General features: G+C 70.2%; 19 protein-coding genes and 1 riboswitch. Of the genes, 11 read left to right on the top strand and 8 right to left on the bottom strand.

Translation table 11 applies throughout. The annotated features are described in order from the left end of the window. Positions 1-6 precede the first annotated feature (6 nt). Positions 7-93 carry a putative leader peptide gene (locus AB0L65_RS02090; RefSeq protein ID WP_364239720.1) on the bottom strand — a complete coding sequence of 29 codons (87 nt, stop codon included), beginning with the start codon at positions 91-93 and terminating at the stop codon, positions 7-9. 250 nt (positions 94-343) lie between these two features. On the opposite strand from AB0L65_RS02090, the gene AB0L65_RS02085 reads away from it, so the two are divergent. The 6 genes from AB0L65_RS02085 (at position 344) to glyA (ending at position 4579) form a co-directional block, all read left to right on the top strand. After that, positions 344-1108: a TIGR03084 family metal-binding protein gene (locus AB0L65_RS02085; RefSeq protein ID WP_364239718.1), complete on the top strand. Its 765-nt coding sequence runs from the start codon at positions 344-346 to the stop codon at positions 1106-1108. A 54-nt stretch (positions 1109-1162) separates the two neighbouring features. After that, positions 1163-1537, top strand: coding sequence for a YccF domain-containing protein (locus AB0L65_RS02080; RefSeq protein WP_350722670.1), 375 nt, complete (start codon positions 1163-1165; stop codon positions 1535-1537). 61 nt (positions 1538-1598) lie between these two features. Continuing rightward, positions 1599-2531, top strand: a complete 933-nt coding sequence (locus AB0L65_RS02075) for a YihY/virulence factor BrkB family protein (protein WP_350722668.1) — start codon at positions 1599-1601, stop codon at positions 2529-2531. Positions 2532-2543: 12 nt separating this feature from the next. Further along, on the top strand, positions 2544-2861 hold the full coding sequence (locus AB0L65_RS02070) for a hypothetical protein (protein WP_364239497.1): 318 nt from the start codon (positions 2544-2546) through the stop codon (positions 2859-2861). Further along, positions 2792-3184 (top strand): hypothetical protein, encoded by a 393-nt coding sequence (locus AB0L65_RS02065; protein ID WP_364239495.1) that lies wholly within the window; start codon positions 2792-2794, stop codon positions 3182-3184. The genes AB0L65_RS02070 and AB0L65_RS02065 overlap by 70 nt, the downstream gene beginning before the upstream one ends. A gap of 43 nt (positions 3185-3227) precedes the next feature. Beyond that, positions 3228-3304: riboswitch (ZMP/ZTP riboswitch) on the top strand. Positions 3305-3328: 24 nt separating this feature from the next. After that, positions 3329-4579 (top strand): serine hydroxymethyltransferase, encoded by a 1251-nt coding sequence (glyA, locus tag AB0L65_RS02060; RefSeq protein ID WP_364239494.1) that lies wholly within the window; start codon positions 3329-3331, stop codon positions 4577-4579. Between the two features lie 240 nt (positions 4580-4819). Here glyA and AB0L65_RS02055 read toward each other — a convergent pair whose 3' ends face one another. The 3 genes from AB0L65_RS02055 to AB0L65_RS02045 all read right to left on the bottom strand — a co-directional run bounded on the left by AB0L65_RS02055 (position 4820) and on the right by AB0L65_RS02045 (position 7558). After that, on the bottom strand, positions 4820-6106 hold the full coding sequence (locus AB0L65_RS02055) for a CHRD domain-containing protein (RefSeq protein WP_364239492.1): 1287 nt from the start codon (positions 6104-6106) through the stop codon (positions 4820-4822). 163 nt (positions 6107-6269) lie between these two features. Further along, on the bottom strand, positions 6270-6983 hold the full coding sequence (locus tag AB0L65_RS02050) for a zf-HC2 domain-containing protein (protein ID WP_364239491.1): 714 nt from the start codon (positions 6981-6983) through the stop codon (positions 6270-6272). Further along, complete coding sequence (locus tag AB0L65_RS02045) at positions 6980-7558, bottom strand: sigma-70 family RNA polymerase sigma factor (RefSeq protein ID WP_350722658.1); 579 nt, start codon at positions 7556-7558, stop codon at positions 6980-6982. The genes AB0L65_RS02050 and AB0L65_RS02045 overlap by 4 nt, the downstream gene beginning before the upstream one ends. Before the next feature lie 283 nt (positions 7559-7841). Here AB0L65_RS02045 and rsgA point away from each other — a divergent pair, with 283 nt between their 5' ends. Together rsgA and AB0L65_RS02035 are read left to right on the top strand one after the other, a co-directional pair. Further along, positions 7842-8939 carry a ribosome small subunit-dependent GTPase A gene (gene rsgA, locus AB0L65_RS02040; RefSeq protein ID WP_364239489.1) on the top strand — a complete coding sequence of 366 codons (1098 nt, stop codon included), beginning with the start codon at positions 7842-7844 and terminating at the stop codon, positions 8937-8939. A gap of 57 nt (positions 8940-8996) precedes the next feature. Then, positions 8997-9629, top strand: coding sequence for a phosphoribosyltransferase (locus AB0L65_RS02035; protein WP_364239487.1), 633 nt, complete (start codon positions 8997-8999; stop codon positions 9627-9629). A 14-nt stretch (positions 9630-9643) separates the two neighbouring features. On the opposite strand, the gene AB0L65_RS02030 is transcribed toward AB0L65_RS02035, so the two are convergent. Further along, positions 9644-10015 (bottom strand): ATP-binding protein, encoded by a 372-nt coding sequence (locus tag AB0L65_RS02030; protein WP_364239485.1) that lies wholly within the window; start codon positions 10013-10015, stop codon positions 9644-9646. Positions 10016-10246: 231 nt separating this feature from the next. On the opposite strand from AB0L65_RS02030, the gene AB0L65_RS02025 reads away from it, so the two are divergent. Both AB0L65_RS02025 and AB0L65_RS02020 read left to right on the top strand, forming a co-directional pair. Next, positions 10247-11128, top strand: a complete 882-nt coding sequence (locus AB0L65_RS02025) for a helix-turn-helix transcriptional regulator (RefSeq protein ID WP_364239484.1) — start codon at positions 10247-10249, stop codon at positions 11126-11128. A 135-nt stretch (positions 11129-11263) separates the two neighbouring features. Beyond that, positions 11264-11497, top strand: coding sequence for a DUF397 domain-containing protein (locus AB0L65_RS02020; RefSeq protein ID WP_127935054.1), 234 nt, complete (start codon positions 11264-11266; stop codon positions 11495-11497). A gap of 29 nt (positions 11498-11526) precedes the next feature. On the opposite strand, the gene AB0L65_RS02015 is transcribed toward AB0L65_RS02020, so the two are convergent. Further along, positions 11527-12168, bottom strand: a complete 642-nt coding sequence (locus tag AB0L65_RS02015) for a DinB family protein (protein ID WP_364239483.1) — start codon at positions 12166-12168, stop codon at positions 11527-11529. 77 nt (positions 12169-12245) lie between these two features. Between AB0L65_RS02015 and AB0L65_RS02010 the strand changes: the two genes are divergently transcribed. After that, complete coding sequence (locus AB0L65_RS02010; protein WP_364239481.1) at positions 12246-12653, top strand: NUDIX domain-containing protein; 408 nt, start codon at positions 12246-12248, stop codon at positions 12651-12653. A gap of 110 nt (positions 12654-12763) precedes the next feature. Here AB0L65_RS02010 and AB0L65_RS02005 read toward each other — a convergent pair whose 3' ends face one another. Together AB0L65_RS02005 and AB0L65_RS02000 are read right to left on the bottom strand one after the other, a co-directional pair. After that, positions 12764-13075 (bottom strand): WhiB family transcriptional regulator, encoded by a 312-nt coding sequence (locus AB0L65_RS02005; protein ID WP_080036407.1) that lies wholly within the window; start codon positions 13073-13075, stop codon positions 12764-12766. A gap of 100 nt (positions 13076-13175) precedes the next feature. Beyond that, a complete protein-coding gene (locus tag AB0L65_RS02000) occupies positions 13176-14051 on the bottom strand; it encodes a sucrase ferredoxin (protein ID WP_364239479.1) in 876 nt (291 codons plus the stop codon). Positions 14052-14084: the final 33 nt, after the last annotated feature.

The raw sequence follows: 14084 nt of genomic DNA, 5'->3' as shown, positions 1-14084 counted from the left end.
GATGGGTTACTGGCGGGCGTCGCAACAGATGGCACTGCGGACACGCTGAAGGTCGACGTGGCGTCGACCGACGAGCATGGGGTCCGCTGGCATACCTAGAAGATACTCTGGCCGTCCCGTTTGTCCAAGACAGGGTCCAGAGTGTGGGACTGTCCAGCTCGCTCAGCCCTGGCTCTTCCAGCTGAGGTCGGGCTCGTGGGGCTTCTCCTGGACCTGGTGCTGGCAATCGCACCAGGAGCCCCCGCGGCAGTCCTCGTGGCGTTTGTCCTTGCAGCTCTCACAGATCACATGACGATTATTCTCCTAGAACGTTGTTCGGGTTAGGCTGGCGGGCGTGGATCTCATGGCCGAGCTGCTCGACGACCTGCGTGCCGAGACCGCGTCCCTCGAAGCTCTGCTCGATCCTCTGAGGGACGAGGACTGGGAGCGGCCCACGCCCGCCGAGGGCTGGGCGATCCGTGACCAGATGAGCCATCTGGCCTGGTTCGACGAGGCCGCCGTGCGCGCGGCCACCGACCCCGGCGGCTTCCAGGCCTCGCCGGCGGGCTTCACGTCCGTGGACGACCTCACCCTCGAGTCGCGCGGGATGCCGCCGGCCGAGCTGCGCGCGTGGTTCCGCGCGGCCCGCTCCCGCAGCCTGGAGGTGTTCGCGACGCTGGACGCGCGCGAACGGGTGCCGTGGTTCGGCCCCGCCATGTCGGCCGCCTCCTTCGTGACCGCGCGGCTGATGGAGACGTGGGCGCACGGCCAGGACGTGGCCGACGCGCTCGGCGTCACCCGTGAGCCGACGGCCCGGCTGCGCCACGTGGCCATGATGGGCTTCCGCGCCCGTCCCTTCAGCTTCGCCGTGCGCGGCCTGCCGGTGCCCGAGGAGACCGTGCGCGCCGAGCTGGCCATGCCGGACGGGACCACGTGGACGGCGGGGCCCGAGGGAGCCGACGGCCTCGTCCGCGGTACCGTCCTCGACTTCTGCCTGGCCGTCACCCAGCGCGTCCACCTGTCCGACACCGCGCTGGAGCTGACCGGCGAGCCCGCGCGGGCCTGGATGGAGATCGCGCAGGCATTCGCCGGGCCGCCCGGCAAGGGGCGGGCGCCCAGGTCAGGGTGAAGTCAGGGTCTTGCCGGATGACGCGGGCGGCCCGGCCGGTGAGATCCTTCAGGTATGCGCACGATTCTGAACGTCATCTGGCTGATCTTCGCGGGACTCTGGCTGGCCGCCGGCTACGCGCTGGCCGGGATCATCTGCTGCATCCTGATCGTCACGATCCCGTTCGGCGTCGCGTCGTTCCGGATCGCGGCGTACGCGCTGTGGCCGTTCGGCAGGACCGTGGTGCGCGACCCCGACGCGGGCGCGTTCTCCCTGATCGGCAACGTCATCTGGTGCGTGGTCGCCGGCGTCTGGCTGGCCATCGGGCACGTCGTGACGTCGATCCCGCTGTTCCTGTCGATCATCGGCATCCCGATGGGCATCGCGAACCTCAAGCTCGTCCCCGTTTCCCTGCTTCCGCTGGGCGCACGCATCGTTGACAACGACTAGGGCAGGCAGTCTCGGGGACGTAAGCTGTCCCGAAGAGTCACTGCGAATACCGTTGGGTGCCATGACGTCCACCGATGCGCCTCCCCGGCCGAAGAGAGGGCTCGTCTCCAACGCCAGGGCCAGGCTGAGCTGGGTGCTCGACACGAAGTCGTGGGCGATCGTCCGCGCGGCCACCAACGCCGGCGTCACCTACCGGGTCACCGGCCTGGCAGGTGAGGCGGCGTTCTTCGCGCTGCTGTCGCTGCCGCCGTTCGTGCTGGGCCTCATCGGCGTGCTGGCCAAGCTCGGCACCTGGCTGGGCTCCAGCGTGGTCGCTCAGGTCAAGGCCTGGGTGATCGCGCAGGCGGGGGTGCTGTTCACGGAAGAGGCCGTGAACAAGGTGATCAACCCGCTCCTCACCGACGTCCTCAGCGACGACGCGAGCAAGGTGTCGATCATCTCGGTCGGCTTCCTGCTGTCGCTCTGGTCCGGCTCCCGGGCTCTTTACGTGTACGTCGACCTCATCTCCGTGGCCTACGGGCTCGGCGAGGAGCGCGGCATTATCCGTACCAGGCTGATGTCGTTCGGCCTCTACGTCGTCGGCCTGATCATCGGCATCATCGTCATGCCGATCCTGGTCATCGGGCCGACCCTGCTCAGGGACGCCCTGCCCGCCCAGTACGGCGTCCTCATCGACATCCTCTACTGGCCGGTCGTGATCATCGGCTCGGTCCTGTTCCTGACCGTGCTCTACCACGTCAGCGTGCCGGTGCGGACCAAGTGGTACCGGGAGCTGCCCGGCGCGATCCTGGCGCTGTTCCTGTGGATCGTGTGCGCGGCGGTGCTGCGGGCCGTGCTGGCCGCCTGGTTCTCGCCCGTCTCCGTCTACGGGTCGCTGGCCGCGCCCATCGCCGTGCTCCTCTGGCTCTACATCACCGCCCTGGCCGTGCTCATCGGGGCCATCCTGAACGCCGAGGTGGACCGGCTCTGGCCGGGCGTCAGCCGTACCAAATAGAGTCCCCCCGATATGGAGGCGCAGCGGAGAGTCGGGCCGTACACCCTGGTGCGCAAGCTGGGCGAGGGCGGCATGGGCCTCGTCTATCTGGCCGAGGACCCTGACGGACGGCGGGTCGCCGTGAAGACGATGCGGCCCGAGCTGGCCGCGCGGGAGGAGTTCAGGCGCCGGTTCGGCAAGGAAGCCGAGGCCGCGCGGCGGGTCGCCAGGTTCTGCACCGCGCCCGTGCTGGACGCCGGGTTCGACGGCGGCACCTGGGGGTGGCGTACGCGGGCACGGGCCGGCCGCCGTTCGGCACCGGCGGGGTCGCGGAGGTCGTCTACCGGGTGATCAACCACGCGCCCGTGCTCGACGGGCTCGACGAGCGGATCAGGCCGCTGGTGGAGCGGGCGCTCGACAAGGACGCGGCCCGTCGCCCCACCGCCCAGCAGCTCATGGACCGGATGCTCGGCCGCGCCGAGGTGGCGGTGGGCACGGCCACCAGGGTCGTCTCCGACACCTGGACACCGGTCGTGCCCCAGAGCCCGCCCCCCGTGATGCCCTTATCCCCGACGCCCGGGACGCCCTCGCGCCCGACGCCCCTGCCCTCCACGCCCGACGTCGATCTGGTGCTGCTCGGGGTCATCAGGAACGTGGCGGTCAGCTCATCGTGACACGACGGATGGGCCCCGTGACATCCGCTATCGTCTACGAGGAGACGCGACTGGCGCATTTTGGTGGGATCGACCACCGGGGAGCGAAAGGAGCGGAGGCCGTGCGCCTGGGTCTTCGCAATTGTCAACGATGACAGGAGAATCATGAGTTCTCTCGCGAGCGTCGACCCGCAGATCGCCGAGCTCATCAAGGCGGAAGAGCGCCGCCAGGCCGACACCGTCAAGCTCATCGCGTCCGAAAACTACGTGTCCAAGGCCGTGCTCGAGGCCACCGGCACCGTCCTCACCAACAAATACTCCGAGGGCTACGCGGGCAAGCGCTACTACGAGGGCCAGCAGGTCATCGACCAGATCGAGACCGTGGCCATCGAGCGGGCCAAGTCGCTGTTCGGCGTCAACCACGCCAACGTCCAGCCCTACTCCGGCTCGCCCGCCAACCTCGCCATCTACATGGCGTTCCTGCAGCCGGGCGACACCGTCATGGGCATGGGCCTGCCGTTCGGCGGCCACCTCACCCACGGCTGGTCCGTCTCCGCGACCGGCAAGTGGTTCAACCCGGTCCGCTACGGCGTACGCAAGGACACCGGCCGCATCGACCTCGACGAGGTGCGGCAGCTCGCCCTCGAGCACCGGCCGAAGCTGATCTTCTGCGGCGGCACCGCGATCCCGCGCACCATCGACTTCGAGGGCTTCGCCTCGATCGCCCGCGAGGTCGGGGCCGTGCTGGCCGCCGACATCGCCCACATCGCCGGCCTGGTGGCGGGCGGCGCGCACCCGTCCCCGGTGGGCCACGCCGACGTGATCTCCACGACCACGCACAAGACGCTGCGCGGCCCGCGCGGCGCCATGCTGATGGCCACGGCCGACGAGCACGCCACGGCGCTCAACAAGGCCGTCTTCCCCGGCCTCCAGGGCGGGCCCCACAACCACACCACCGCCGCCATCGCCGTCGCGCTCCACGAGGCCGCCCAGCCGTCGTTCCGCGACTACGCCCACCAGGTCGTCGCCAACGCCAGGACCCTGGCCGACGAGCTCGCCTCCCGCGGGTTCGACCTGGTCTCCGGCGGCACCGACAACCACCTGATCCTGCTCGACCTCACGCCCAAGGGCATCGGCGGCAAGCCCGCCGCCCAGGCGCTCGACCGGGCGGGGCTGGAGACCAACTACAACACGGTCCCCTTCGACCCCCGCAAGCCGTTCGACCCGTCGGGCATCCGCATCGGCACCCCGTCCGTCACCTCCCGGGGCATGGGCGAGGCCGAGATGCGCCAGATCGGCGCCTGGATGGACGAGGTCGTCACGGCCCTGGCCAAGGGGGACGCGGAGGACGTCATCACGCGCGTGCACCACGAGGTCAGCGAGCTCACCGCCCAGTTCCCGGCCCCGGGCCTGTAACCGGCCCACCTTCCGCCGGGCCGGCGTCTCCTCGGAGGAGACGCCGGTGCGGGGCGGCTGCGGGCAAGACGGCGAACGCCCCGCCGCACGGGCTCCCGGAGTGCGGCGGGGCGTTCGGTGCGAGCGGGGCGGGCCGGAGTGCCCCGCTCGCGGTCGGCCGACCGGCGGCCCGGGGGACGTGGGCCGGATCGACCGGGGAAGGCGTTCCGGGGGACGGGACCGAATCGTCCCCCGGAAGCCTCAGCCCAGGAACAGGTAGTCGGCCCCGTACGGGACCCGGGCCTCGGAGCCCGGCGTGCAGGCGCCGGACGGCGCGACGCCGCCGGTGGTGTTCAGGCGCAGGATCTGCGTGGCGTGCGCGAGCAGCCCGCTGTCCTTGCCCGCCTGGGTGGCGTCCAGCACGAGCTCGGGGATGTTGTCGTCGCCGTTGGGCGTCTTGGTGACGACCGAGCCGCGCACCGCGCTCCCGTCTGGAGCCATCCACTGCGGCGGTCCGGCGGCGGGAGTCACGAACGAGTGGTCGATCCCGCGCCGCAGCCTGGCCGAGACGCCGAGCTGGGTGAAGGCGTACCCGCCGCTCGGCTGCGCCGTGCAGGAGTAGATCTGCGCGCCGCGCAGCACCTCGGCGGTGAGCGCGCGCGGGTGGGTGAACGGCCGGTCGGACAGCTGGCCGCGTACGGCGCCGCCGTCGAAGTCGGAGGTGTGCAGGTTCGCGTAGTAGCGGCCGGGGTGGGCGGCGATGCGCTTGACGACGCCGGCGGCGACCGGGGCCTCGCCCGCGACGCCGGTGAGGTTCTCCGGCAGGGCGCCCGCGAACAGGTCGGCGACCACTGGACCGTTCCCGCCTGCGGAACCCTTGTGCAGGTGGCCGTTGGTGACCGCGCCGAGGCCCGACCAGAAGGCCGTGTACGCGATGGACGAGCCGCCGGGACGCAGCCACCAGCCGGCCTGGCCGTCCTGGTCGCCGCGCTTCTTGCCGTCGTTCTCCGGCACCTCCTGCGCCCCGTCGGCGCGCGCGGAGAGCGTGGCCTGGTTGCTGCCCTGCAGCACGCCGTTGAGGTCGATCGGCTTGTTCAGCCGGTGGAACTGGCCGCGGACCGCGCCCTTGGGGTGGTCGGCGTCGTGCAGGTTGGCGTAGAAGCTGCCGGGGTTGTCGATGAGCGCCTTGACCAGCTCGTTGTCGGCCCTGACGGTCCCGGTGACGCCGAGCACGCCGGCGGGCAGCGGCTTGGTGAAGAACTCGAGCCTGACGTCCCCATTCGCGCCCTTCGCGCCCAGGTGGACGTGGCCGGCGGTGGGGGTGCCGATCTTGTTCCAGCGGGCCGCGAACGTGACCTCGTTCCCGCTGATCCTGATCACGACCGTCGAACGCCCGTCGGCGTCGCCCTTGACGCCCACCTCGTTGTCGCCGCGCAGGCCCGCGGCGAGGTAGACGTCGTCACCGGAGGCGTTCGCCGGCGAAGCGGGGGAGGCGAGCAGGGCGGCGGCGAGCAGCGTGCCAGGAATCGCGAACTTTCGGATGAACATGGCTAAACCTCTTAAACGGTTTGATATTCCGGTTGGTACGGCAGGCAGTACGCGCCGGGCATCGGAGGAGGTTCAACCCGCGAATCCGTAATTTTGCACACAGGCCGGAAGACCTGAAAAAGCCCTCCCACCAGCGGCGGGAGGGCTTGGAGCGCCTGTTGGGTCAGGCGTTGATGGTGAGCAGCTTCTTGCCTGCCGAAGTGACCACCTCGAAATGATCGATGTCCTTCAGCGGCGTCGCGCTGCCGCCGTGCATGTAGAGCGGATCGGGCGAACCCGGCACTCCGTACCCGGCTGGAGGTACGGACCACCCGGTCATCACCCGGCGCTCACCCGACTTGCCGACCGAGACCAGCTCGCACTCGAGCGGCCCCTTCACCCCGGCCAGCTTGAGCGCGGCGTGCGTGCCCCAGGCCTTCGACTCGACCACCAGCCCGCCGGTGACCCCGTCGACGCCCTTCCCCTCGATGGGCGTGCCGTCGGCGAAGAACTGCTCGGCCGGGCCCATGTGGCTGCCGTGCCCCGGGGCGGCCATCGGGGGGACGTCGCCGACGGAGAGCTGCGTGCCGACCGTCAGGCCGCCGGCCACCAGCGTGACCGCCGCCGCCATCCCGATCACGAACGTCCCCCTGCGGGTCTTCCTGTCCGTCCTCTTCTTGCGCTGGAGCAGGTCGATCACCGGTTCGGGGGACGGCGCCCCGTAGTCCTCCATCGGGCCGATCCCGCTCAGCACGCTGGCCATGCCGGACAGATCGGACAGCTCGGCGCGACAGGGGGCGCAGCCCAGGAGATGGGCCTCGAAGGCGTGCCTGTCGTCCTCCTCCAGCAGACCGAGCGCGTACGCGCCCACGTCTGTGTGCTCGACTCTCGAAGTCACGCCGTCACACCCCTCTCCTCAAGTGCGATCCGCAGCGCGCGAACGGCGTAATAGACCCGGGACTTCACGGTGCCGACCGGGATGCCAAGCGCCTCGGCGGCGTCGTTGACCGACCGGTCTCGCAAGATCGTCTCGTTGAGGATCTCGCGGTGTGCCGGCGACAAAGTCTTCAGTGCCTCTGACACGACCACCTGGTGCAGCAGGCCCTCCATCTCGTCAGGCACGGGCATCGTCTCCAGCGGCCCGTCACCCGACTCCCGAGGGCGGGCGTCCCGGCGCCGCCGGTCATCGATCACGATACGTCTGGCGACCGTCGCCAGCCAGGGCATCAGCGAGACCGACTCGGGATCGAGCTGCTCCGCACTGCGCCAAGCCCGGATCATGGTCTCCTGCACCACGTCTTCCGCCCACTGCCGATCGCCCGCCGTCAACCTGATCACGAAGGCCAGCAGCGGCCTGTGATACTCCCGGTAGAGCGCGGACACTGCCGCCTCGTCATTTGACACCCCGTCATTTGGCACCCCGTCATCCGGCCGTACGCGGCGGATCCAGTGTCGAAAACGCGGCTTCCCCATGGGGGCGGCTCCCTCGGCCGAGGGCGGGGGATAAGTGCTGGTGTGCATCATTCCCCTTTCTCGGGTCCGTCGGCAGGTGGTACGGCCAGCCGCCCAGGCAGGGTTCAACAGATCGCCATACTTAATCCGATTGCGTCCCTGCGGGAGAGGTGCGTAGAGTCTGCGGCAACTGATCGAGGAGGTGAGGACTATGCGGGTCATCGCGTTCCGTGTGCCCTTCGTCCACCTCCCCGGGCTCCGCTGAGCTGCCGGGTTTCCCTTCTCGATCAAAGGTTTCACTGCGTTGAATCACGATCTTTCTCTGCTCGGCTGGACCGCTCTCCGCGCCGCCGAGCTGCCCGCTGACACCGTCCCCGCCCGCGTGGCCCGCGTCGACCGCGGCGCCGCCGAGGTGATCGCGGCCGAGGGTCAGCTTCACGTCAAGTACGGCGCCCGCGTCCGCAGGGCGTCGGCCGCCGACCCGGTCGCGCTGCCGTGCGTGGGCGACTGGGTCGCGCTCAGGCTGCTCCCGGAGGGCCGCTACGAGCTCGACGAGGTCCTGCCGCGGACGACCGCGTTCATCAGGGGCGGCGTGAGCCGCGACTCGGTGGGCGGCCTGTCCGGCGACGGCCAGGGCCAGGTGCTCGCCGCGAACGTCGACGTCGTCTTCGTGGCCGAGCCGTCCATGCACTCCACGGACTTCGCCGACCTCGGCCGCATCGAGCGCCTCGTCGCGCTGGCCTGGGAGTCCGGCGGCACGCCCGTGGTGCTCATCACCAAGTCCGACCTGTTCGAGGACGGGCTCGACCAGTTGCTCGACGACGTCCGGGTGGCCGCGCCCGGCGTGGACGTGCACGCGGTCTCGTCCCTGCACGGCGACGGGGTCCCGCTGGTCGCCGGCTACCTGGAGGGATCGCGTACGGCCGTGATCCTCGGCCCGTCGGGAGCCGGCAAGTCCACCCTGGTCAACGCGCTGGCCGGGGAGAGCGTCATGGAGACCCAGCAGGTGCGCGCCGCCGACGGGCGGGGCCGGCACACCACCGTGCACCGGGAGCTCATCCCGCTGTCCGGCGGCGGGCTGGTCATCGACACGCCCGGGATCCGGCGGATCGGCCTGTACGACATCGCCGACGGCGTCGACCTGGTCTTCTCCGACATCGAGGCGCTGGCCGGACTCTGCCGCTTCGGCGACTGCGGGCACTCCGGCGAGCCGGGCTGCGCGGTGCTGGCCGCCCTGGAGACCGGTGAGCTGCCGGAGCGGCGGCTGGACAGCTGGCGCAAGCTGCAGCGGGAGGCGGCCTGGATGGCCTCCAGGACCGATGCCCGCCTGCGCAAGGAGCAGCTGAACAAGTGGAAGCTCATCACCAAGGAGATGCGCCGCTCGGGTCGCGGCCGGCCCTAGCGGCCCGGCCGCCGCGGGTGAGGCGAGGAGCGCGTTTGAGCGGGTAGGGCACTGGTCATGGAGCTCTTCGCAGACCGTGCCCAGGCCGGGGAGCTGCTGGCCGAGCGCCTGGAGGACGTGCGCGACCCCGTCGTGCTCGCCCTGCCCCGCGGCGGCGTGGCGGTGGCCCTGCCGATCGCGCGCAGGCTCGGCGCCCCCCTCGACGTCCTCGTGACGAGGAAGATCGGCTATCCGCCCACCCCGGAGCTGGGTGTGGGCGCGATAGCCGAGGGCGGCGAACCCGTGTTCGACCACACGCTGCTGCGCCGCCTCGGCATGACGCCCGAGTCAGTGGCGGACGTGGTGGAGAAGGAGCGGCGCGAGCTGGCGCGCAGGGTGCTCGCCTACCGCGGCGACCGCCCGCTGCCCTCGCTGGAGGGGCGCGAGGTCATCGTGGTGGACGACGGCCTGGCCACCGGCGGCACCGCGCGGGCCGCGCTCAGGGCGGTCCGCACGGCCAAGCCCGCCACGGTGACGCTGGCCGTGCCGGTCGGGGCCCGTGAGACGGTCGGCTCGCTGCGGCGGGAGGCGGACGAGGTGGTGGTCCTGCTGACGCCGATCGACTTCAGGGCGGTCGGGCAGTGGTACGAGCACTTCGACCAGCTCACCGACGCCGACGTGCTCGAACTGCTCGACCGGGCGCGGCGATGAGGACGTACGGGGAGTCAGGCGGCGAGCACGGCCCAGACGAGCTTGCGGGCGCCGCCGGGCGACAGCCAGCCCCAGGCGGTGCAGAGGGCGTCGATCAGCCGCAGCCCCCGCCCGAACTCGGAGAACACGTCGGGAGCCGTCGCCACCGGCACGGTCCGGCTGTGGTCGGTCACCACGCACGCCAGCTCCGCCCCGTGCGACAGCAGCCGGAGCTGCGCCGCCCCGCCGCCGTGCCGCATCGCGTTGGTCACCAGCTCCGACACCACCAGCTGAGCGTCGAAGGCCGGCCCCGGAACCCCCCACGTGGTCAGCGTCTGATCGACGAACCGCCGCGCCGTCGCCACACAGGCGGGCTCGAGCGCGACCCGCTGATGGAAGGGGAACACCGCGTCGCACTCCCAGGCATGCCCCTCGACCAGAATGGAAAATAGCCATCCTGGTGGCCGGGAACCGATGGCGGCTTGCGGCCGAGCGTCGAAAGTCGTCATTCTGGCCCCCGAAGCGCGGTCTGGTGATCCAATGCCCATCTTTACGGGGAGTGCGAACCGATGCAAGACTTTTCATCGTTTACGGATGCGAATCGCATCTGCACGTGCAGATGACCTAGGAGTGGCAGGGTGAGCGCAGAGAGCGCGGAAGGGAAGCTTCTCAACCATTCGCCGGGAAGCCCGACGGTGCTGCGGATCCTGCTGGGCACCCAGCTGCGCAGGCTCCGCACGGAGAAGGGTATCTCGCGCGAGGACGCCGGGTACTCGATTCGCGCATCTCACGCCAAGATCAGCAGGCTGGAGCTCGGCCAGGTCAGCTTCAAGCAGCGCGACGTGGCCGACCTGCTGACCCTGTACGGCGTCACCGACCCCGCCGAGCGCGAGCCGCTGCTCGCCCTGGCCAAGCAGGCCAACGCCCCCGGCTGGTGGCACAAGTACGGCGACGTGCTGCCGCCCTGGTTCGAGGTCTACATCGGCCTCGAAGGCGCGGCCTCCAGCATCCGTACGTACGAGAACCAGTTCGTGCCCGGCCTCCTCCAGACCCCCGACTACGCCAGAGCCGTGATCGAACTGGCCCACGAGAAGGCCCCGAGGGTGGAGCTCGACCGCCGCGTGGCGGTGCGCACCACCCGGCAGGGGCGGCTGGAGAGCGGGCTGACGCTCTGGGCGGTGATCGACGAGGCCGTCGTGCGCCGTACGATCGGCGGCTCCGAGATCATGCGCGCGCAGCTCGCCCATCTCCTCGACCTCACCGCCGAGCGCAACGTCACCGTGCAGATCATGCCGTTCGACCGCGGTGGCCACGCGGCGGCCGGGGGCCCGTTCAGCATCCTGCGCTTCCCCGAGCCCGAGCTGCCCGACGTCGTCTACATGGAGCAGCTCACCAGCGCCCTCTACCTGGACAAACCCGCCGACTCCGACAACTACCTGGAAGTCATGGACCGGCTCAGCATCCAGGCCGAGGAGCCCAAGGAGACCAGGCGCTTCCTGGAACGCCTGCTTTCCCGATGAGCTGCTGATATCCCTGTGACCCACCCCATATCTGGCTTTTTGGTCGTCCGCTATATGGAGACCGACGCGTTACCGTATTGTCTCCTCGCAAACGCGGATGCACGTGCATCCGTAAGATCGCGAGGAGCTGCCCCCATGCATGAGTTCCGGAACGGAACGCCCGCCGGCCGCCTTCCTGTCGTCTGGCGCAAGAGCAAGCGGAGCAACCCCAACGGCAACTGCGTCGAAGTCGCGAACCTGCCCACGGGGGAGATAGCCATGCGTAACTCACGTTTTCCCGAAGGTCCCGCGCTGGTCTACACCCAGGCGGAGATCACCGCGTTCGTCCTGGGGGCCAAGGACGGCGAGTTCGACGATCTGATCGTCTGAGGTCTGACGTTTGGCGGAGCGCGCGCCGCTCAGGACCGCGGCGCGCTGTACCAGCGCCATTTCACCGGGCGCTCACGGCCGGGAAGGTCGGCGCGCCCGGTGACCCACAGCAGGGTCGTCCACGGATCCTTGTCGCGCGGGGCGTCGGGGAACAGCCGCGCCAGCACCCGGGCGCACATCCCGGCCGGCGGCGCCCACCCGAGCCCGAGCCCGTCGGCCAGGTCGTGGGTGTGGACGAGCGTCTCGACGATGCCCATGGCCGCCGAGCCCTCGGCGTCGGCCGCGCCGAAGCCGTGGTGGGCGCGGACCTCCGGCGGCGCGGTCCGCACCATGGCGGACAGCATCGCGCCGCACGACTCCAGCACCTGCAGCAGCCCGACGGGACCGGCCTTGGGGTCGGCGTGGATGGTGTTGGCGGGGCCTTCCGGCCTGCGACTTTCCAGGATGAACGGGACATACGTGTCCAGCGGCGGCATCCTGAGCCCGAGCTGGGCGGCATAGGCGAACAGGTCGTCGGCCAGGTGCTCGACCGTCTCCCAGCACGTCCACTGCAGCGTGCCGGCCTTGCGGTCCCACGCGGTCTCGGGCGCCTCGCGGAGGGCGCCGACGGCCAGCCGGACGGCCTCGTCGAGGTCGTCGGCGGTCACGGGGGAGAGCTCGGATTCTGTCATGCCGGGCACCCTATCGGCCGGGTGTGACAATCTCCGGAGAGCCCGGTTTGTCGGTGGCGCGTGGGATGCTGTCGGGCATGGATGTGTTGCGCGTGGTCGCCGCGGCGGTCGTGGACCGGGGGCGGCTGCTCGTCGTGAGCAAGCAGGCCGCTCCGGACGTCTTCTACCTGCCGGGGGGCAAGCCCGAGGCGGGGGAGGAGCCGGAGGAGACGCTCGCGCGCGAGCTGGCCGAGGAGCTGGGGGTGACCCCGCACGACCTGGCCCTGCTCGACCACGTGGAGGACGTGGCGGCGCTGGAGGGCGTGCCCATGCGCATGACGGTCTTCACCGCCGGGGTTTCGGGGGATCCGAGACCGGCCGCGGAGCTGGCGGCGCTGGGGTGGACGGACGGGCGTGACGCTTACGTGCCGCGTCTCGCGCCTGCCGTGCGCGACCAGGTGGTGCCGCTGCTCGTGCGGGCCGGTGTTCTCGGAGGTGCTGCCTGATCAGGCAGTTGTCCCGACCGGGTTCGCCGGAGCCTGTGCATGGAGGGCCAGGCTCCGGTTCATCGGGACAACTGCTTGATCACGCGATGATGGTGACGCTGCCGGGTATGTCAGGCGGCGGAGATGCCGGCGCTGGCCGCGCGGCGCATGCGACGACGACGCTCGGAGGCGCGCTCGTCTTCGTTGAGACCGCCCCACGTGCCGTACTTCTCCGGACGGGACAGCGCGTAGTCAAGGCACTCGTTGCGGACGGGGCACTGGGCGCAGATCGCCTTGGCCTTCCGCTCACGTACGTCACGCTCGGGCTGCCGCTCCCCGTCGGGGCCGAAGAAGAGCACGAGGTCCTCACCCCGGCACGCGGCATCATCCTGCCAACCCCAGCTGGGGCGCGGGCGGGCGAGCTGCCGACGTACCTGAGACATGAGAAAACCACCTTCGTGAGAGGTATTTCGGTAATTGGGCCGCATTGGACGCTTATGGCGTCACTGTTCCAACGCAACGTTGGGCCGCGATGTTCCCTGTTCAGGCGAGAGCGGGCGTGGCGTACCGCACAGGCGTGAGCCTGTCCAGCGAAACCAGCCGGTAGGTGGTGATCGTCTCGGCGCAAGCCGTACCACACGGCGCTGTGAACGCCGATGGCTCAACCACAACCTGGAACCGGACGTCGCCGCGGCCTCGCGCGTTGACCCGCACGATGGCTTCGGTGACGTCGCCGTCCGACCTGGAGGATTCCACGGCCACCGCGCCGACGGAACACTCTCCCGTATGGGCTCGGGCGAAGTGCTCCACGGCTTGCAATGGCTCAGGGATGCCTGCGCGTCCCCGGTAGCGGTCGAGAATGACCTCGCCCGACCGGTACGCGTTAGCCGCTGCCAGTGCAGCAGCCTGAGACATGCTGCCGTAGAAAATTCCGTGTGGCAAGCACACCAGGTTGGCGGCGTAGCGATCGCCGCCAACGTGTGACGTTTCCCACACTCTGTCCGGCAAAGAATCGGCCAGCGTGCGAGCGAGGGGTAGTCCAATGCGGGCGCAGCACGCATTGCGCTTGGCGTGCGTGCAGACCAGAAATACCGGCTCGTCTTCAAGTATGCAGGACTCCGGGACCACTCCCGCCACGAGCGCGTCGAGGTCAAGATCGTCGGGACCTGCGACGACACCGCTCGCCAACCAGGGCCGGTCTCCTACCGCGTACGCGAGTAGCACACGGATCCCCTGCTCCTGTGGGCGGGTTCGCTTTCCCGGCCGGCGGATCAACTGGGGCCTGATACCGCGCTCGAGCGCCCGGCGGACCAGTTCGGAGATTTTTTCAGGAAGTTCGAAGTTTTCCAGGTGTGACGGCCAGGCGCCGGTGTATTCGACGAGCAGCCACAGCCGGGCTCCCACGGTGGCGCTGGCCAACGTCGGAACCCCTCCGGTGTGGCACCCGTTCGG

This window comes from Nonomuraea sp. NPDC052116 (genome assembly GCF_040680035.1).
Classification (GTDB): Bacteria; Actinomycetota; Actinomycetes; order Streptosporangiales; family Streptosporangiaceae; genus Nonomuraea; species Nonomuraea angiospora_A.
Note: the sequence above shows the minus strand (reverse complement) of the source record. Positions and strands in the feature narration are given on the sequence as shown.